The sequence below is a fragment of the Christensenellaceae bacterium 44-20 genome, assembly GCA_041223705.1.
Lineage (GTDB): Bacteria > Bacillota > Clostridia > Christensenellales > Christensenellaceae > QANA01.
Map to the genome: position 1 here is coordinate 902798 of JBCLQU010000001.1, position 18735 is coordinate 921532.

18 protein-coding genes are annotated in these 18735 nt (G+C 55.7%); 3 read left to right on the plus strand and 15 right to left on the minus strand.

The window, feature by feature from the left end; translation table 11 throughout:
• Window position 1: 1 nt before the first annotated feature.
• Genes AALG83_04770 through AALG83_04780 form a run of 3 tightly spaced genes read right to left on the minus strand, consistent with a single transcriptional unit; the run spans window position 2 to window position 3754 of the window.
• A complete protein-coding gene (locus tag AALG83_04770) occupies window positions 2-955 on the minus strand; it encodes an AEC family transporter (GenBank protein ID MEY8382465.1) in 954 nt (317 codons plus the stop codon).
• Window positions 952-2283, minus strand: a complete 1332-nt coding sequence (locus AALG83_04775) for an aspartate kinase (protein ID MEY8382466.1) — start codon at window positions 2281-2283, stop codon at window positions 952-954. Before AALG83_04775 ends, AALG83_04770 begins: the two co-directional genes overlap by 4 nt.
• Before the next feature lie 4 nt (window positions 2284-2287).
• A complete protein-coding gene (locus tag AALG83_04780; GenBank protein ID MEY8382467.1) occupies window positions 2288-3754 on the minus strand; it encodes a DUF1015 domain-containing protein in 1467 nt (488 codons plus the stop codon).
• A gap of 515 nt (window positions 3755-4269) precedes the next feature.
• Between AALG83_04780 and leuS the strand changes: the two genes are divergently transcribed.
• Both leuS and AALG83_04790 read left to right on the plus strand, forming a co-directional pair.
• Window positions 4270-6690 carry a leucine--tRNA ligase gene (leuS, locus tag AALG83_04785; GenBank protein MEY8382468.1) on the plus strand — a complete coding sequence of 807 codons (2421 nt, stop codon included), beginning with the start codon at window positions 4270-4272 and terminating at the stop codon, window positions 6688-6690.
• Window positions 6691-7054: 364 nt separating this feature from the next.
• Complete coding sequence (locus AALG83_04790) at window positions 7055-7453, plus strand: DUF1540 domain-containing protein (GenBank protein ID MEY8382469.1); 399 nt, start codon at window positions 7055-7057, stop codon at window positions 7451-7453.
• A gap of 120 nt (window positions 7454-7573) precedes the next feature.
• Here AALG83_04790 and AALG83_04795 read toward each other — a convergent pair whose 3' ends face one another.
• From AALG83_04795 to AALG83_04825, 7 genes are all read right to left on the minus strand, one after another.
• The gene (locus tag AALG83_04795) at window positions 7574-8536 is read right to left on the minus strand and encodes a small ribosomal subunit Rsm22 family protein (GenBank protein MEY8382470.1); all 963 of its coding nucleotides are present in this window, start codon (window positions 8534-8536) and stop codon (window positions 7574-7576) included.
• Window positions 8537-8679: 143 nt separating this feature from the next.
• Window positions 8680-9495, minus strand: a complete 816-nt coding sequence (locus AALG83_04800) for a sugar phosphate isomerase/epimerase family protein (protein MEY8382471.1) — start codon at window positions 9493-9495, stop codon at window positions 8680-8682.
• Between the two features lie 85 nt (window positions 9496-9580).
• Window positions 9581-11350, minus strand: a complete 1770-nt coding sequence (gene pepF / locus AALG83_04805) for an oligoendopeptidase F (GenBank protein MEY8382472.1) — start codon at window positions 11348-11350, stop codon at window positions 9581-9583.
• Window positions 11351-11396: 46 nt separating this feature from the next.
• A complete protein-coding gene (locus AALG83_04810) occupies window positions 11397-12755 on the minus strand; it encodes a PFL family protein (protein ID MEY8382473.1) in 1359 nt (452 codons plus the stop codon).
• 10 nt (window positions 12756-12765) lie between these two features.
• Window positions 12766-13035, minus strand: coding sequence for an ACT domain-containing protein (locus AALG83_04815; GenBank protein MEY8382474.1), 270 nt, complete (start codon window positions 13033-13035; stop codon window positions 12766-12768).
• 88 nt (window positions 13036-13123) lie between these two features.
• Window positions 13124-13735: a TIGR00730 family Rossman fold protein gene (locus tag AALG83_04820; protein MEY8382475.1), complete on the minus strand. Its 612-nt coding sequence runs from the start codon at window positions 13733-13735 to the stop codon at window positions 13124-13126.
• 2 nt (window positions 13736-13737) lie between these two features.
• Complete coding sequence (locus tag AALG83_04825; GenBank protein MEY8382476.1) at window positions 13738-14229, minus strand: QueT transporter family protein; 492 nt, start codon at window positions 14227-14229, stop codon at window positions 13738-13740.
• Between the two features lie 186 nt (window positions 14230-14415).
• Between AALG83_04825 and AALG83_04830 the strand changes: the two genes are divergently transcribed.
• Window positions 14416-15207 (plus strand): histidinol-phosphatase HisJ family protein, encoded by a 792-nt coding sequence (locus tag AALG83_04830; GenBank protein MEY8382477.1) that lies wholly within the window; start codon window positions 14416-14418, stop codon window positions 15205-15207.
• A gap of 94 nt (window positions 15208-15301) precedes the next feature.
• Here AALG83_04830 and AALG83_04835 read toward each other — a convergent pair whose 3' ends face one another.
• The 5 genes from AALG83_04835 to vorB form a co-directional block, all read right to left on the minus strand.
• Window positions 15302-15553: a hypothetical protein gene (locus AALG83_04835; protein ID MEY8382478.1), complete on the minus strand. Its 252-nt coding sequence runs from the start codon at window positions 15551-15553 to the stop codon at window positions 15302-15304.
• Entirely contained in the window at window positions 15550-16086 is a 537-nt protein-coding gene (locus AALG83_04840) for a GNAT family N-acetyltransferase (protein MEY8382479.1), read from the minus strand. Before AALG83_04840 ends, AALG83_04835 begins: the two co-directional genes overlap by 4 nt.
• 304 nt (window positions 16087-16390) lie before the next feature.
• The gene (locus AALG83_04845) at window positions 16391-16927 is read right to left on the minus strand and encodes a 2-oxoacid:acceptor oxidoreductase family protein (protein ID MEY8382480.1); all 537 of its coding nucleotides are present in this window, start codon (window positions 16925-16927) and stop codon (window positions 16391-16393) included.
• 1 nt (window position 16928) lies between these two features.
• Window positions 16929-17666, minus strand: a complete 738-nt coding sequence (locus AALG83_04850) for a thiamine pyrophosphate-dependent enzyme (GenBank protein ID MEY8382481.1) — start codon at window positions 17664-17666, stop codon at window positions 16929-16931.
• Complete coding sequence (gene vorB / locus AALG83_04855; protein MEY8382482.1) at window positions 17666-18730, minus strand: 3-methyl-2-oxobutanoate dehydrogenase subunit VorB; 1065 nt, start codon at window positions 18728-18730, stop codon at window positions 17666-17668. Before vorB ends, AALG83_04850 begins: the two co-directional genes overlap by 1 nt.
• Window positions 18731-18735: the final 5 nt, after the last annotated feature.

The following is an 18735-nucleotide window of genomic DNA, read 5'->3' on the forward strand; positions in this document are numbered from 1 at the left end:
CCTAAAATATATTCACCACTGCCATGGCAAGGGGCAGCGTTACAAAAGATCCAATTAACGTATACATCAGCAGCTTGGCGGAATACGCCGCGTTCACTTCCAGCGTCCGGCAGGCTGTTACGGGGAAAATCGGGCTGGGCAGCGCCGACATCAGCACAGTTACCTGCAAATCCACACCCGTAAGCCCAAAGGCCAAAGAGACTGCCAGCGTCAGCGCCGTGCTGAAAACCAGCCGGAACAGCACCGCCCAAATCAGCCCTTTTTCCGGTCTGAAATTTTGAAAGCCCACTTCATAGACAACCGTGCCCGTATAGATCAGCGAAAGCCCGCTGGTCATATCCGCGACGCCGTCCACCGCCACCATGATGAATTTGGGCAGCTTGATGCGCAAAACCAGCAAAATCATGGCGAGCATGAGCGCGACGATCGGCGGCCCGGTAAAAATCTTCTTGGCCGTCTCCCAAAGGCTGCCGCCCATGGGAACTCCCTTAGTCGCGGCCGCGTCCTTCTGAATCCAGGGCAGGATGATGCTGTTGCCCACGATGGTTCCGACGATGAAATACATCAGCGAGCTGGAAAGGCCCTGCTCGCCAAAAACTGCGGCCGCCGTGGGAAGGCCGATAAAGCCCGCGTTGGAAAGCGATGCCATGACGGTAAAAACACCCCGCCGCCCGGCCGGAATGCGCACCACGAAAGACCACAAAAGGGCCGCGACGAGGCAGCCCAAGATGGTAATCACAGCTACAACCGCCAGGGTTTGCAGCTCTCCTATTTGTTCCAATGAAAATCGGTTTTGGAAACAGCTGATGACCGTGCAGGGTACGGCAAAATCGATGAGCAGCTTGCCCATCATCGCCTGGGCTTTCTCTGCCGCAATGCCCTTGGCCGCCAAAAAGTAGCCCAGAGCAAGCATGAGAAAAATCCCGATAATCGCCTGCACAGAGTTTCCAATCATCTTCCCTGCGCCTCTTTTTGGACGAACGCATCGTGAATGGCGTTGAGCGCGCGCTCGAAATCATCGTTGGAAACGCCGACGATAATGTTCATCTCGCTGGAGCCCTGATCGATCATCCGCACGTTGATGCCCGCGTCTGCCAGCGCCGTAAACAGCGTCGCCGCCGTGCCGACATTGCTGACCATACCGCGGCCCACCGTCGCGATCAGCGCAATATGGCCGACGACTTCCACGCTGTCTGGCTCGCAGACGCGGTGAATATCGTCGATAATATCGCTGATGCTGTCTTTGACCAGGCCGTCTTCCAGCACAACCGAAAGCGTATCGATGCTGGAAGGCATGTGCTCAAAAGGAATGCTGTATTTTTCGATGCACGCCAGCACTCTCCTGCCAAACCCGAGCTCGGCATTCATGCCGTTTTTCTCGATGGTCAGCACGGTAAAATGCTTCTTGCCCGCGATGCCCGTTACGCGCCCGCCCTCGTCTTCTTCGACGGTGGGCAGGATCATCGTGCCCGGTGCCTCCGGCTCGTTGGTGTTGCGCACGTTGATGGGAATCGCCGCCTGATAGACGGGGAAAATCGAATCCTCGTGCAGCACGGAAGCGCCCATATAGGAGAGCTCCCGCAGTTCTTTATAGGTGATTGTATCGATTTTGCGCGCCTGCTTGACGATGCGCGGATCGGCCATGAAGAACCCGGAGACGTCCGTCCAGTTCTCATAGAGATCTGCGCCTGCCGCCGCCGCGACAATCGCCCCGGTTACGTCCGAGCCGCCTCTTGAGAACGTCTTGATGCTGCCATCGCTCATGCTGCCGTAAAAGCCCGGAATCACCGCCCGGGGGCAGTCCTTCAGGCGCTTTGAGAGCGCGGAAATCGTCTGCGCCGCATCATATTTGCCGCGCTTATCGAAGAAAATGACTTCCGCCGCATCGATAAATTCATATCCCAGCAGATCTGCCAAAAGCAGGCCGTTTAGAAACTCGCCCCGGCTGGCGGCATAGTCCGCATCCGCCCCGGCCAGAATCTTTTCCAGAATTTCTTTCAGATATTCCTCGATTTTGATATTCAGCCCAAGGCCATCGCGGATCTCGGTAAACCGCGTGCGGATTTTATTGTAGACCATCTCATAGTCATGCCCATATTCCGCAGAACGCTGCAATAAATACAGCAGATCCGTCACTTTCTCATCATCCGGCGTGCGCTTGCCCGGCGCCGATGGGACGACATATCTGCGGTGTTCATCCGCCTGTATAATCTCTTTGACCTTTAAAATCTGCTTTGTGTTTGCAAGGGAGGTTCCCCCAAACTTCGCGACGGTAATCGCCATTTCTCTACTCCTCTTCGGAATCTGTCAGCTCTTCTACTTCCAGCGCATCATCGGCAAACTCCTGCCGGATGCGGTAGCCTCTTCTTTTGGTCGCCGTAAATTCCGCGCTCTCAAATTCGTCTTCTTCCTGCTCGGTATTTTGCTGCGGCTCCTGCTCCTCCTGCTCTTCTTCCTTGGGCAGGTTTGCGATCAGGCGGCATTCGAGATAGTATCTCTTATCCTTCGCTTCGCCCAGCGAAAAGCTCTTTTTGGGCAGAACGCCAAAGCCTGCCAGCGTATCGAAGAACGTCTCTTTCTCCATGGCCGGCATGATGAAGCCCAGCGTATCGTACTGCCGCGTCAGCTCTTCCAGCTCTTCGTCGCCATGTACATATTCCAGCTTGCAGGACGGGAACTCCCGGATGAAGTTTTCCAAAACCGGCTGAAGCTCTTCCACGATCATGGAAGAAGTCGGCGAATAGATCTCGATTCTGCCTGCGCTGTCTTTGCTGGAGAAGAAGATCGTCTGCGCCGCGTCGCTCTGCTGCAGATTGGGCTTCCTTCTGGAAAAGACCAGCCGCGCATCCGCGCCCGAGGCGTTGAGCCGATCCACGATATACTGCACACACTTAGATGTATTCAGCCCAGAGATCGTCCTATGAATGGGCTTAATCGTCAGCCCCTCGTCGTAGATATTTAAGAGCTCGCAAAGCACATAGCGCAGCGGGCTTTCCGCTCTCTGCTCGGGCGTGAGCCGCTCTTTTGCCTGCTCCCAGACGGCCTTGGCCGTAGCCAGGGAATGGTTGCCGTCGCCCACGCAGAAACGCATGCCGTCCTTCAGGGGCAGCGCCGCCAGCGCCTGCATAATCTCGTGCTCGGTCTCCTTATTGTTGATGAAGTAGCCCGTAATGCGGCCGCCGTTCATCATCAGCTCAAAGTCGTAAACCTTGGGGAAAAATTCCTTCTTCTGCCAGACCGGCTCGATGACGGTTTTGTTTTTATCGTCCATCAAAAGCATGATGTGCGGCATTTCGATATCCGCGCCGTTGCGGATCTCGATTCTGGGCGGAATGCGCTCGGTGATCACTTCCTCGCTGGGGCGCACCACCGGGGTTTTATACGGCTCGTTCTCATACTCCTCCAGATCGACGTTGACCATCAGCCCTTTTCTGACGACGCCGTCAATATAGCGCTCGACAAGAATAAAACCGGGCGGCAACAGGTTGAGCACGCCGTCTTCGATATAGCTGCGCATGATCTCTTTTGCAGAGGCGATGCGCTCCGCCTTTTCGGGAGTATCCAGGTAAATTTCGGGCAGCATCACATGCAGCGCGGAAGGGCTGCTGCCTACAAAGCGCTCAACATCATTCCAGTATTGCTGGTTCTGGGTGAACTGATCGCAAGCGATCACCGCCCATTTGCGCATGTTTGTCTTTTCATCCGGAATGAGAATCTCCGGGACTGCAACGCCGATACCCTTGCCAAATTCCATAAAACAGTCACCTTTCTTTCGGGGGCATCTGATCCCCGCGCCCGCTATCCGGGCTAACCTAACAGATGCAAACGATCTAGCATAATCTAACGGATATACTATATCACACCCACCCATTTGCTTCAACTTTTTTTGTTTTAAATTCAAAAAAACGTAACGATCGCGCCAAATAGCAGGCCTTTTGCATTGACTTTTTTTCTGCCTTGAGCTATATTTTAGAAGATAGAATATATCGGATTGGCGCAGCGGAATAGTATTTTGGATCGTCCCTTCAAGAGAGCCGGCTCCAGGCTGAAAAGCCGGCAGGAATGCCCAGAGGAACTCACCGCAGAGATGCGCAGAAAAAAAGCGCCGCCCTCGGGCGGAAAAAGAGTGGTACCGCGGAAGTTTTCGTCTCTTTAGCAAGGGGCGATTTTTTCATTTTTCCAGCGTTTTGCCGGCAATAAAAGGGCGGCAAAGGCATAGCAGGAAAAAAGAGAGCTATAATATCTATCGATAGAAAAGGAGCCAAAGCGTTGAATTTACCTGAGGTTGAAAAGAAGTGGCAGAAAAAATGGGCAGAGACGAATCTGTACAAGTTCGATAAGCACAGCGATAAGCCCAAAAAATACGTCTTGGAGATGTTCTCCTATCCTTCCGGCGCCAAGCTTCATGCCGGGCACTGGTATAACTACAGCCTGGCAGATACCTACGCGCGCTATCTGCGCATGAAGGGCTTCAATGTGTTCCACCCGATGGGCTTTGACGCCTTCGGCCTGCCGGCGGAAAACTACGCCATCAAGACGGGCATCCACCCGGAGGATTCCACCCTCGCCAATATCGCGACGATGGAAGGCCAGCTCAAAGCCATGGGCGCATCCTTCGACTGGGACTACGAGATCAAAACCTGCCTGCCCGATTACTACAAATGGACGCAGTGGTGCTTCTTGCAGCTGTATAAAAAGGGCCTGGCCTACCGCAAGGCTGCGCCGGTCAACTGGTGCCCCCATTGCCAGACAGTTCTGGCAAACGAACAGGTGGTAGAGGGCGCTTGCGAGCGCTGCCATTCCACGGTTACCCGCAAGCATCTGACCCAGTGGTTCTTCAAAATCACGGATTATGCGGAGGAGCTGCTCTCCGGCCTGGAGAAGCTGGATTGGCCGGAAAAGACCAAGCTCATGCAGAAAAACTGGATCGGCAAATCCGTGGGCGGCGAAGTTACCTTCCAGCTGGAACAGGGCGGCGAGTTTACCGTTTTCACCACCCGCGCCGATACACTCTATGGCTGCACCTATGTCGTCATCTCGCCGGAAAACCCGCTCATCGAGGAAATTACGACACCGGAGCAAAAGCAGGCCGTCAAGGAATATCAGGAATATGCCGCCAAGGCGACGGAGATCGATCGCCTCTCCACAACCCGGGAAAAGACGGGCGTCTTTACCGGCGCTTACGCCATCAACCCGGTCAACGGCCGCAAGGTTCCCATCTGGGCGGCGGATTATGTGCTGGCCAGCTATGGAACGGGCGTGGTCATGGCTGTTCCTGCGCACGACGAGAGAGACTTCGCCTTTGCAACCAAATATAACCTGCCCATCGAGCGCGTTATCAAGGCTAAAGAGGAAGGAGAAGACGATTCCCTCCCCTATACGGGCTACGGCGTGCTGGTGAACAGCGAAAACCTGGACGGCATGGGCGTGGAAGAGGCGCGCAAAACCATGCTGGAAAACCTCAAGGCCCAGGGAAAAGGCGGCCCCAAGGTCAACTACCGCCTCCGGGACTGGCTCATCTCCCGCCAGCGCTATTGGGGCGCTCCCATCCCGATCATCCACTGCCCGCACTGCGGCGATGTGCCCGTGCCCGAAGAAGATCTGCCCGTCCGTCTGCCCTACGATGTGGATTTCACGCCGGACGGCACTTCCCCTCTGGCAAAGCATGAGGGATTCATGAATGTAACCTGCCCCAAATGCGGCGCGCCCGCCCGGCGGGATGCGGATACCATGGATACCTTTGTCTGCTCCTCCTGGTACTATCTGCGCTATCCGGACAATAAGGATGACGAAATGGCCTGGAACCCCGCCATCATCAACGAACTGCTGCCCGTAGATAAATACATCGGCGGCGCAGAACATGCCTGCATGCATCTGCTCTATGCCCGCTTCTTCACCAAAGCGTTCCGGGATATGGGCTATCTGAATTTCGACGAGCCTTTCGCCTCTCTGGTGCACCAGGGAACTATTCTGGGGCCGGACGGCGAAAAGATGAGCAAATCCCGCGGCAATGTCATCTCGCCGGATGATTACGTCAACAAATTCGGTTCGGATGCTTTCCGCATGTATCTGGGCTTTGGTTTCTCGTATATCGAGGGCGGCCCCTGGAGCGACGGCGGCATCAAGTCTGTGCATAAATATCTGGAGCGCGTCGAGCGCCTGGTAGACCGCGCCATCGCCGCAGAGGGCAAAAAGGAAAAAGGCAAAGAAGAAAAGGATGTGGATTTCGTTCTGCACGGCACAATTAAGAGCGTCAGCGCAGATATCGAGGCCTTCTCCTTCAATACCGCCATTGCCCGACTTATGGAGCTGACCAACGCCATGTACCGCTATATGGACGGCCAGGCAGACGGCGAATACGCCAGAAGCGTCTGCAAAAACCTGCTCCTGCTGCTGGCGCCCTTTGCGCCGCACTTTTCCGAGGAGCTTTGGGAGAGAATGGGCGGCGCTTACAGCATCTTCAACCAGCCCTTCCCGACCTTCGATGAGAGCGCGCTGCAAAAAGAGGAGATCGAATACCCCTTGCAGATCAACGGCAAAGTGCGCGAGCGCTTCAGCGTGCCCACCAGCTTTGGCAAAGAGGAGCTGGAGGCATATGTGAGGGAGCACTTCGCCTCCTATTTCGAGGGCAAGCAAGTGGTCAAAACCATCATCGTCCCGGGAAAAATCGTCAATATCGTCGTCAAGTAAAAAATCACTTTAGAACAAAAGAGCCGCTGGAAACATTTTCAAGCGGCTCCTTTTTTATTTTCATTATTTTCCATAAAATCAAGTATTTTCCATGACCAGCCCGGCGCATGTTTGAAGAAATTGCAAGTTTAAAATTTTTTCTGGCGCACAACCTAAATTTGAAAACATGTTGATAGGAGGATTTGCTTATGAAAGACCAAGTAATTCGCTGCCAGATTGAAAGCTGCATTCATAATTCGCCAGATCATTTCTGCCAGCTGAGGACGATAAAAGTTGCGCCGTGTGCGCCGAAAAGCTTCGATAATGTGGCAAACAAAAGCGACAGCATGTGCTCAAATTTTCAAAAGAAGGAGGCGACACTATTTTGATCAGCAAAATTACCTGCGAGGCCACAGAGTGTGTGCATAACACAGACGGCCAGTGCGAGAGCGGCATGGTGCGGGTAGATAAATTCCAGAATAACTATGGGGCCGTCGCGTTTTGCGATTCGTTCGCAAAGCCGGGCAGCCTGCGGGCCATGGCCTGCGGCAATTTGCCCTGCGCAAACGCAGTTACGAGCTATGCCGGCATTGTTCGGGCAGAAGAACAAGGGCTTTCCGAGGAAAATACCCCTGCGCATTCGGATTTTATCTCCTGCAACGCCCGAGACTGCATCTATAACCAGAGCAATTTCTGCGCCGCAAGCCGCATTACCATCGAATCGCCGGAAGATACCGACGGCACGCTATCCGTCTGCGAGACCTACGAACGCAGAGTATTTTAAAAGTCTATCCAAAAAGAACAGGAGCAATGCAACTGATGCTAAAAAACGGCGCAAACGCCGTTTTTTGCTTTCTCTTTTTTTTGCTTAACATGGCCATGAGCTTAGGCTGGCTTTTCTTCTTCAAAGCTCGATGGCATCCCCGCACTTTGCCTTGCGCGCGGCTTTAAAAAGCGCGCCATCCTTCTTTTTTACCAGAACGCTTTTATTTTCCTGCGCGCCGCAAAGCATTAGGCCGATCTGCCCTTTGGCAACCTGCGGGTGGCGCAAAATGCGCGATTTATTATGACAAACCTCAAATCTTGCCAGCGCCAAATAGGAAAATTTTTCATCTTCATACGGCGCTTCCCCGCCTTTGAGCTGCTTATGCAGGCGGCTTCTGGGCACGCGGCAGGCAAAATGGCACCAATCCTGCCCAGTCAGCCGGCAGGGCTGCTCGTGCGGGCAGGGCGCGGCAATATGCGCTCCCTGCCCTACCAAAATCTGCCGTGCTTGCTCTATCTGCGCAAAGGCGGCTGGCGTTCCCGGCTCGATAATCAGCAGCATTCCCTCTGCCGCCTCCCAAAGCTTTTGCAGAGCCGCAATGCGCGCCGCGGGCGAAAGCTCTCCCAAAACATAGGAGGCCACCACGAGTTCTGCCCTTGGCAATGGCGCAACGGCCGTCAGATCCGCCGCCTGCCACTCTGATCCCTGCAACGCCTCCGAGCCTTCGCGCATCAGTTCCTGCCCCAGCCGGCGCATGGCTTCTTCCCGTTCCAGGCAGATAACCCGCTGCAAAGGCAGCAGCGCATCCGCCGCCCAGCAGGCCGCGCCCGTCCCGGCGCCGGCATCCAGCAGCGTTTTTGGCGCAAAGTCTGCGGCCTCCAGGGCATATCCCAGCGCCGAAGCAACCGCGCCAAAAGTCGCCGGCATACGGGCCATTGCATAGGCCGCCGCCTCTAAATCCTGGCTCAGCAGGCGCTTGCCCTGCCCGGTCTCCTGGCGGTAGCGCCGGCTGATCTCTTCCGCCGCATTTTTTAATTGCGCCATCGGGTATTTGGCGGCCAACTGCTGAATGGCACTTTGCAGTGCAACGGGAAACTCCAATGCTCTCTCCTTCTACGGCGGCGCATGGCCGGCCGAACTATCGTATAAGTTATTATATCTCTTCGCCCTCTGCCGGCGCAACGCTTTTCGCGCTCTAAAGCTTAGCATAAAAAAGAGCACCCTTGCGGGTGCTCTTTTTTGCTCTATTTTTCCAGCTTGCGCATGTAGTTGGCATAGTGTGCAAACACGATGCCCGGCTCTTCCAGCGTGAAATCCCAGCGCTTGACCCATTCCAGCGAGAAATAGCCCTCATAGCCTTTTTCCAGCAGCAGATCGATGGCCTGCTTTACCGGGACGTCTCCATGCCCGATCATGTGATACTGCACTTTATCGAACTTCTCGAACGCTTTCACCGAATCTTTCACATGCACATGGCGCACCAGACTGCCAATATTGGCATAGGTCTGCTCGGGCGTCTCCCCGAAGAACTGAGCCGGGTGGTTGATATCCCAAATGACCCCGATATTTTCCCTGCCGGCGTCTGCGATCAGCTGCGCCAGCCGCGCGGTATCCGCATAAACGCCGTTGGTCTCGATGAGAACCGTTATGCCCTGCCCAGCGGCATAATCCGCAATCTGCCCCAGATGCTCTAAAACGACCGCATCGCTGACATGCCCGCCCGGCGCGGGATAGCTGTCCCCCAGCACGCGGACGTATTTCGTGCCGATTCTAGCCGCAGTATCCACATAGCGCTTTGCCAGCGCCAGCGTCGCCTCCCATTTCTCCTCCCGGTGCAGTTTGCAGGCGGAAGTCAGAATCGGGATTTCCAGGCCCAGCTTGTTCAGCCGTTCCATGGTCTGCTGGCAGTTCTCCTGGGAAAACTCCTTCAAATCCGGCGCATCGATGGTCTGCATGATGCCGCGCAGCTCGATGCCGTCGTAGCCCAGGTCTTTCGCAATGGAAAGCACATCCCGGAAGCTCAGCTTGGGGCAGCCGAGCGTGGAAAAACTAAGTTTCATATCCTCTCGCCTCACTTTTATCAAACTCTGCGCCTAGGGCGCTGTTTTTTGCCGGAACAGGGGCGCTGCCCCTCTTCTTTAATATTCACGCTAAAGCTTCAAATTCCTCTAAAGCCTGCGCAAATTCCTTCATGCAGATTTCCACTGCCTCGCCGACCTCGATGCCGGCCTTGCGCAAAAGCTCCATGGGATAATCGCTTCCGCCGCCCGAGAGGAACGCCTTGTATTTTTCCAGCATTCCCGGCTCTTCTTCCAGCTTATGGACGATGGCGCAGGCGCAGGAAAAGCCCGTGGCGTATTTATAGACATAGAACGCGTTGTAGAAATGCGGGATGCGCGCCCATTCATAGGAGATGGTATCGTCTGCGCCCATATCCGGCCCGTGATAGAGCGCGTTGAGCCTGCCGTAGGTCTCGCAGAGAGACTGCACAGTCAGCGGCTCGCCCTTCTCGGCCATCTCGTGCGCCAGCATCTCGAACTCCGCAAACATCGTCTGCCGCAGAACCGTGGTGCGGAACTGATCGATATAGTGGTTGAGAATATATTTTTTGAGCTTGGCATCCTGCACCGTGCGCAGCAGGTGCTTGGTCAGCAGAATTTCGTTGACCGTCGAGGCCACTTCCGCCACAAAGATGGCATAGCCCGCCGTGGGATAGGGCTGGGCGGCATCTGAATAGAAGGAGTGCATGGCGTGGCCCAGCTCGTGCGCGATGGTGAAAACGCTGTCCAGGTCGTCCCGGTGGTTGAGCAGCACATAGGGATGCGTCCCGTATGCGCCCCAGGAATACGCGCCCGAGGTTTTGCCTTTATTTTCAAACACATCGATCCATCTGGACGCAAACGCCTCTCTGAGATGCGCGCCATACTCCCCGCCCAAAACCGAGAGCCCTTCCAGCACCAGCTCCTTGGCCTGCTCATAGGTATATTTGGCATCCACCTGCGAGACCAGCGGCGCATAGATATCATACATTTCCAGCTGATCCACACCCAAAATTTTCCTGCGCAGGGCGACATAGCGGTACATCGTCGGCAAATGCGCGTGAACCGTCTCAATCAAATCCCGGTAAACCGATTCCGGAACATTATCCGAGGAGAGCGCGGCATCCAGCGCACTTTGGTACCTGCGCGCCTTGGCATAGAACACGTCTTTCTTCACGCTGGTGCCGTATGTGGCGGCGATGGTATTGATATGGCTCTGGAAGCTCTGATAAAACTGGTGGAATACCTTTTCCCTGAGCACCCGATCTTCGCTCTGCATGAGGCCAATATAGGTCGCGTGGGTCAGCTGGCGCGTCTGGCCGCCGTGCTCCACGCTGCCAAAGGAGAGATCTGCGTTGTTGAGCATGGTGTAAATGCCCTGGGCACCGTCCGAAAAGTCCCCGGCCATGGAAAGCAGGCGCTCCTCGCCCTCTTCCAGCACGTGCGCCTTGCTGCGCAGCAGATCTTCCAGCATGAAGCGGTAGTCCGCCAATTCCGGCTGAGCCGCATACCCTTCTAAAACGCCTTCCGGCAAAGAGAGCAACAGTGGGTTCAGATAGGAAATCGCCGCAGAGAGCCTCACGTTCAGGCCCTGGGCGCGGTCGGCCAGACCCTGGTAATAGGAATTGGCGTTATCCTCATCCCGGCGCATCCGGGCATAGACATACAGCCGCTCGAGCAGCAGCATGGCGCGGTACATCTCGTCCAGCCCTGCCTTCAGCTCCTCTGCCGACTGCGCGATATTCTGCCTGCGCGCCTCCAGCGCCGGAAGCATACCCTCCAGCTCGCGGTATTCCGCTTCCCACTGCGCTTCGCTCTGATAAATATCCTCCAGCTTCCATTTGAATTGCTCTGGAATTTCGCTTCTTGTTTTCATCTCTTATCCTTTCCGGCGGGCAGGCCCTGCGGCGCTCCCCGGCCGTCTAGTTTTTCTGGGAATGAATGGGCGCGGGAATCCGGCCGCCGCGGTGAATGAATTCGCTGGCCGAAACTTTGCTGCAAGGCATGATGGGCGCCGTGCCCAGCAGGCCGCCAAAGCTGACTTCATCGCCCACTTTGCCGCCCGGCACGGGGATGATGCGCACAGCCGTGGTCTTATTGTTGACCATGCCAATGGCCGCCTCGTCCGCAATGATGGCCGAAAGCGTCTCGGCTGTGGTATCCCCCGGGACGGCGATCATATCCAGCCCCACCGAACAGACGCAGGTCATGGCTTCCAGCTTTTCCAGCCGCAGAACACCGCTTCTGGCCGCGGCGATCATGCCCTCATCCTCACTGACCGGGATAAACGCCCCGGAAAGCCCGCCGACGTTCGAGCTGGCCATGACGCCGCCTTTTTTGACGGCGTCGTTGAGCAGCGCCAGCGCGGCCGTCGTGCCGCATCCGCCACAGGTCTCCAGCCCCATGGCCTCTAAAATCCGGGCGACGCTGTCGCCCTGAGCAGGCGTAGGCGCCAGGGAGAGATCCACAATGCCAAACTCTGCACCCAGCCTGCGGGAGGCCTCCCGGGCCACCAGCTCGCCCATGCGCGTAATGTGAAATGCAGTCTTTTTGATTTGCTCGGCGATTTCGCCGAGGTTTGCGCCCTTCATGTCCGCAATCGCGGCATAGACCACCCCCGGCCCGCTGACGCCCACGTTGATGACGCAGTCGCCCTCTCCGATGCCGTGAAACGCCCCGGCCATAAACGGGTTATCCTCTACGGCATTGCAGAACACGACCAGCTTTGCCGCGCCCAAGCCGCCTTGATCCGCCGTGCGCTCGGCCGTCTGCTTGACGACCTCCCCCATCAGCGCCACGGCATCCATATTGATGCCTGCCCGGGTTGTCCCGACATTGACGCTGCTGCAAACAATATCCGTGCTTGCAAGCGCCTCCGGGATGGAGCGGATGAAATTGCGCTCGCCCGGCGTCATCCCCTTATGCACAAGAGCCGAAAAGCCGCCGATAAAATCCACGCCGACCTCTTTGCCCGCCTCATCCAGCGCCACGGCAAACGGCGCATAGTCTGCCGTGCCCGTGGGCTCGCCGATGATGGAGATGGGCGTAACCGAGATGCGCTTATTGACGATGGGAATGCCGAATTCCGCCTCGATCTCCTCGCCTGTTTTGACGAGTTTTTCGGCTTTGCGCAGAATTTTTCCCTTGATGTTGCAGATAGCCCGGTTCATATCCTCGCTCATGCAGTCTTTGAGCGAGATGCCCATGGTGATCGTGCGGATATCCAGGCACTGATGCCGGATCATCTCGATGGTGCTTAAAATATCTCTGGTATTGATCATGGCCTTCCCCCTAGATGCGGTGCATGGAATCGAAAATCTCTTCCCGTTGGAGGTGCAGTTCCATGCCAAGGCTCTCTGCGGCCTCCTCCAAATCCGCCTTCAGGCCGGAGAAGGAATCCCCCTCGCTGACCTCAATGAGCATGACCATCGTAAAAATCGCTCCCTGCATAACCGTCTGGCTGATATCCAAAATATTGGCGCCATGGCGGTAGAGCACGGCCGATAAGCCGGCGATGATGCCGGGTCTGTCTTTCCCAAATACTGAAATAATCGCTCTCATTTTTCTCTCCTCTTTCGTCGTTTTGCGAATAAACCCGCGCCCGGGGCAAAAGCAGCGCCGCCCCGCCCGGGCTCTTTCCTATCTTTGGCTATTTCGCCTTGTAGTTATCGTATGTATAGCTCTCGTCGACATCCCGCAGCTTTTTGATGCCGATTCTCTCAGGCTGATAGTTTTCGATATAGTCCAGCATCTCATCCCGGTTATCAAAAATCCGGTAGAGCTTTTTGCAGGCCTCCTTGATGAAGTTCTCGCTCATCGCCCGGGCGATGAAATCAAAGAGCATATCATAGCAGCCATCCACGTTATAGATGGCGATGGCCTTGTTATGGCGCTCCAGCTGCTTGAGCGTGAGAATCTCAAAAAACTCCTCATACGTCCCAAAGCCGCCCGGAGCCACGATAAACGCATCCGCCCGATCCTCCATGGTCTGCTTGCGTTCCCGCATGGTTTTGGTAAAAATCAGCTCGGTGCAATCCTGAAAGACAACGCCGTCCACATTGAAAAACTCAGGGGTTACGCCAACGACCTCGCCGCCCTGTTCGCGCACGCCCCGGGCTGTCGCCCCCATGACGCCCTGCGCACCGCCGCCGTAAACCAGGCCATGCCCGCGTTTTGCCAGCTCCTGGCCCAGCTGATAAGTCGCATCGATATATTTGGGATCCAGCTGCGTGCTGGAAGCTCCGTAAACACAGATTTTCATACTCAGTTCCTCCTAATTGTTCCAAACAGATTCCATTTCCGCTGCAATTTCTCCAGCGCAAACAGCAGGGGCATCCCGATCACATAGCAGGAGACTGCCTGCCCTGCCCCAACGCCCAGCGCTGCCTGCCAAAACGGCACATTCATTAGATATGCCAGCTCCGCGCCCACGATGACAGCATTTGCCAGAACAGCGGGCAGCGGCGCGAGATAATTATTTTTGATTTTATACGCCCCATAGGCCGCGAGCAGCGTCGCCAGGCTGCCGCAGACAATATCCAAAAGTCCAAAGCCGCCGAAAATATTGGCGATCACGCAGCCGAGAAACAGCCCGGGCACCGCCGCCGGCGTAAAATACGGCAGAACACAGAGCCCCTCGCTCACCCGCAGCTGGGAAAGGCCAAAAGAGAGGGGATAAAAGAGCAAGGTCAGCGCGGCATATACCGCGGCGATAATTCCGCTTTGCGCGAGATAAACGAGCTTTTCTTTCTTCATCTAGCATATCCATTCTTCATACTATTATAATTTGCAATTATACACTAAAATGAGCCTGTCTTCAATTTGTCCCTGGAAGATTCCGGGAAAAAACCTGTGAATTTTGCGAAAACTTTGCCTCATACTCTTCCCTGAGCCGGCCGTTCATGGTAAAATAACCGCGGAAATTACGATTGGAGGAAGCATATGTTCGATTACCATTTGCACTCTTTCCTCTCTCCGGATGCAGATCCGGGGCAGAGTTTTGAAAACATCGCCGCCCAGGCGCAGGCCATGGGAATGGAGGAAATCGCCGTAACGGATCACGACGAAGGCAACGGCGATTTTTGCAGCATCGATATGGATCGCTATGACTGCGAGTGGGAAAAGTTCGTCAAAAAAGGCTCTCCCATCCCCGTCAGAAAAGGCATCGAGCTCAGCGTGAACTACGATGCCATCCCGATCTATGAAAAATTCCTGTCCCATCATGCATTCGATTTCGTCATCGCCTCGCAGCATTTTGTAGACGGCGTCGATCTCTATCTGCCGGATTTTTACCGGGATAAAACCGTGCACGAGGCCTATGAGCGCTATCTGCAGGCCATGCTCAAAACGCTGAGCCATTTCACGAACTACGATATCGTCGGCCATATCGGCTATTGCTGCAAATACTGCGGCAATTTCCAAAAGCTCCCCTTTGAATACGAGCTTTTCCCGGATCTGTTCGACGCCATTTTGAAAACCATCATTCACAATGGCAAGGGGCTGGAGCTCAACACCAGCGCCGCAAAGGTTACCGGGGATATCGGCACGCCCACCCGGGGCATTTTGAAGCGCTATCTGGAGCTGGGCGGCGAGATCATCACTACCGGCTCGGATGGGCACCGGCCGGGAGAAGTGAGCTGGCGCATTTTGGAGGGAACCGAGGCGCTGAAGGAAATGGGCTTCCGCTATGTCTGCACATTTCAGGACAGAAAGCCGACTTTCCATAAAATTTAGCGCAAACAAAAAAGAGCGGGCAGAATTTCTGGTTTTCTGCCCGCTCTTTTGATTGCAAAATTGCTTCTCGCGCCGCCCTTTTTCCCCGCGCTTGCTATGCCTGCAAAACATCCGAGATCTGAAGCGTCGCCTCGCCAGACGGCAGTACAAAGCAGGGAATGCCAATATTCCCCTGCCGCCGCGCCTCATCAAACAGCGGGTTTGCTTCCCTCAGCTTCAAAAACTCCTTGAGATTTGCCGTGGAATCTGCAAAATCCAAAAATTCAAAGTCGATGCCCGCGAGCAGCAGCTGTTCCTTTGCCTCCAGGCAATCCGGGCAAATTTCCATCCCATAAACGCGAATCATTGTGCTTCCTCCTTTTGCTTATTCGGCTTTTCCCTGCCGTAGAGAAAATGCAGCATGGGGCCTGCATAATAGGTTGCCCAAAATTCCTTCTGTTTTTTCATGCCCATGCGCTCGGCTACTTTCTGCGAAGCCAGGTTGTCGCTCTTGATCACGCTGTAAACAGCCGGCGCGCCCAAAACCTCAAAGGCATACTGCATACAGCCTTTTGCCGCTTCTGCCGCATAGCCCTTTTTCCAGTGTTTTCTCTTCAGGTGGTAGCCGATTTCCAGAATATCCTGACCCTCACAGTGCTGTATCGTCAGCCCGGCCTGGCCGACAATGTCCCCGCTCTGCTTTTCCACCACTGCCCAAAGCCCAAAACCATGTTCACGATAGCGCCTCCATTGCCGCTCCATCCATTCCTGCACATCCGCATCTGAAAAACCATGCTCATAGGCATACATCACCTGCGGATCTTGCAGCATCTCGGCCAAATCCGCAAAATCCTCCTGCTGCCATTTGCGCAAACACAGGCGCTCTGTCTGCAAAATCATTGCCCTGCCCTCCTTGGAGTTCTATTATACGATGCCCCTGGGCAGATCTCAATCCATGCTTTACAAACATCCTGAAAATATTTGGAAAACTTTCTATCTCCCTCTGTCTGCGCTTACTTCCTTTTGCGGCAGTTGCTGAACGCAAAAAAGAGCTCTGCACTGCAATGCAAAGCTCTTTTTTATTTGGCACTCTTGGCACCCATATGGGGCTAACCGCCTCTGCACCCTTCTGGATTGCCTGCTCGTTCAGGGGAATCAAATGCGCCTTGCGCAACTCACTTTCCCCACACAGCTCACAGCTCGGCTATCTTACCGCCTCTGCGCCTTTCTGAATCGCCTGCTCATTTAAGGGAATCAAATGCGCTTTGCGCTCACCGAAGGAAGCGGCCAAGCACTCGATGGCAGTTTTCGGGCTGACGACGCCCGTCTTTTCCAGCATGGCCCCCAGCATGACGATATTTGCCACGCGGCTGTTGCCCAGCTCATCGGCAATCTCGCTGGCCGGCACGCGGTAAACCTCAATATCCGTGCGGGTCGGCTCGTCCTTGACCAAGGAACTGTTGATAAAGAGCTTGCCGCCCGGCGCGACGTTCTTCTCGTATTTCTCCAGAGAAGGCCGGTTCATGACAATCACGCTGTCCGCCTCCACGACAACCGGGCTGCCCACCTCTTCATCCGAGACGACAACACAGCAGTTTGCCGTGCCGCCGCGCATTTCCGGCCCATAGGAAGGGAGCCAGGAGATATTCTTTCCTTCCGCCATGCCCGCATAGGCCACAAGCTGGCCCAGCAGCAGCACACCCTGGCCGCCAAAGCCAGCGCTGATGATCTGATGCGTCATACTACTCTACCTCCTTTTTGACCCCGAGCGGATAATACGGAATCATATTTTCCACCAGCCATTTCTGCGCCGCGACGGGCGTCATGCCCCAGTTGGTCGGGCAGGTGGAGAGGACTTCAACCAGAGCGAAGCCTTTGCCCTCGATCTGGCACTGAAACGCCTTTTTGATGGCCTTCTTCGCCTTGACGATATTTGGAACATCATGCAGGGAAACGCGCTCGATATATGCCGCGCCGTTGATGGTCGCCAGCATCTCGCTCATGCGCAGCGGCTCGCCGCAGTGCTCCTTCTGGCGGCCGTAGGGCGAAGTCGTCGTAACCTGGCCAACCAGCGTCGTGGGAGCCATCTGGCCTCCCGTCATGCCGTAAATGGCGTTGTTGATGAAGATCGTGGTGATCTTCTCACCGCGACCTGCCGCGCTGATGATCTCTGCCGCGCCGATGGAGGCCAAATCGCCGTCGCCCTGATAGGTGAAGACCAGCTTATCCGGGTGCACGCGCTTGATGCCCGTGGCCACGGCCGGCGCGCGGCCATGCGCCGCTTCCATCATATCGCAGTTGAAATAGTTATATGCGTAAACCGAGCATCCGACCGGGGCGACGCCAATGGCCTCTTTCTCCATGCCCAGTTCCTCGATGCACTCCGCAACCAGGCGGTGCACGATGCCGTGCGTGCAGCCCGGGCAATAGTGCAGCGGCGCATCTGTCAGCATTTTCGTCTTTTCAAATACTGTTGCCATTATTTGCTCGCCTCCTTGACTTTCAAAAGCTCTTCCAGCATTTCAGCAGGCGTGGGGACAAAGCCGCCCAGCGTCCCGTGGAAATAGACCGGTTTCTTGCCCGCGACAGCCAGGCGGACGTCTTCCACCATCTGGCCCATGCTCATCTCGAAGCCCAAAAACGCCTTGACTTTGTCTGCGGCCTTGGCATAAGCTTCCGAGGGGAAAGGCCAGACCGTCTTGGGGCGGATCAGGCCGACTTTGATGCCCATATCCCGCGCTTTTCCGATCATGCTCTTGGCGATGCGGGCCGTCGTGCCGTAGGCGGCGATGCAGTATTCCGCGTCTTCCATTCTGTATTCTTCGACTTGCGTCTCATTTTTCGCAATCTGGGCATAGCGCTCTGCCAGGCGCTCCTGCACGGTTTTCATCACTTCCGGCTCGATATAGAGGGAGTTGATGATGGCCCGGTCTCTGCTCTTGCCATCCCAGCCAGTCGCCGCCCAGGTCTTCTCCGGGAGCTGGCGGCCTGTCCTCGCCTTAAATTCCACAGGCTCCATCATCTGGCCGATCATGCCGTCGCCCAGAACCATGACGGGAATGCGGTACTGATCCGCAATATCGAAGCCATCCATGACCATATCCGCCGCTTCCTGAACCGAGGAAGGCGCCAGAACGACCATGCGGTAATCCCCGTGGCCGCCGCCCTTGGTGGCCTGGAAGTAATCGCCCTGGGAAGCCTGGATGCCGCCAAGGCCCGGGCCCGAGCGCACGATATTGACGATCACGCAGGGCAGCTCGGCGCATGCGATATAGCTGATGCCTTCCTGCTTGAGGCTGACGCCCGGGCTGGAGGAGGCCGTCATGGCTCTCGCGCCGGCGCCCGCCGCGCCATAGACCATATTGATCGCCGCAATTTCGCTTTCCGCCTGCAAAAAGCACCCGCCAACCTGCGGCATGCGCTTGCTCATATATTCGGGGATCTGCGTCGAAGGCGTGATGGGATACCCGAAGAAGTGCCGGCAGCCGGCGGCGATTGCCGCTTCTGCAATGGCTTCATTGCCTTTCATGAGTTTTTTTGCCATAGTTT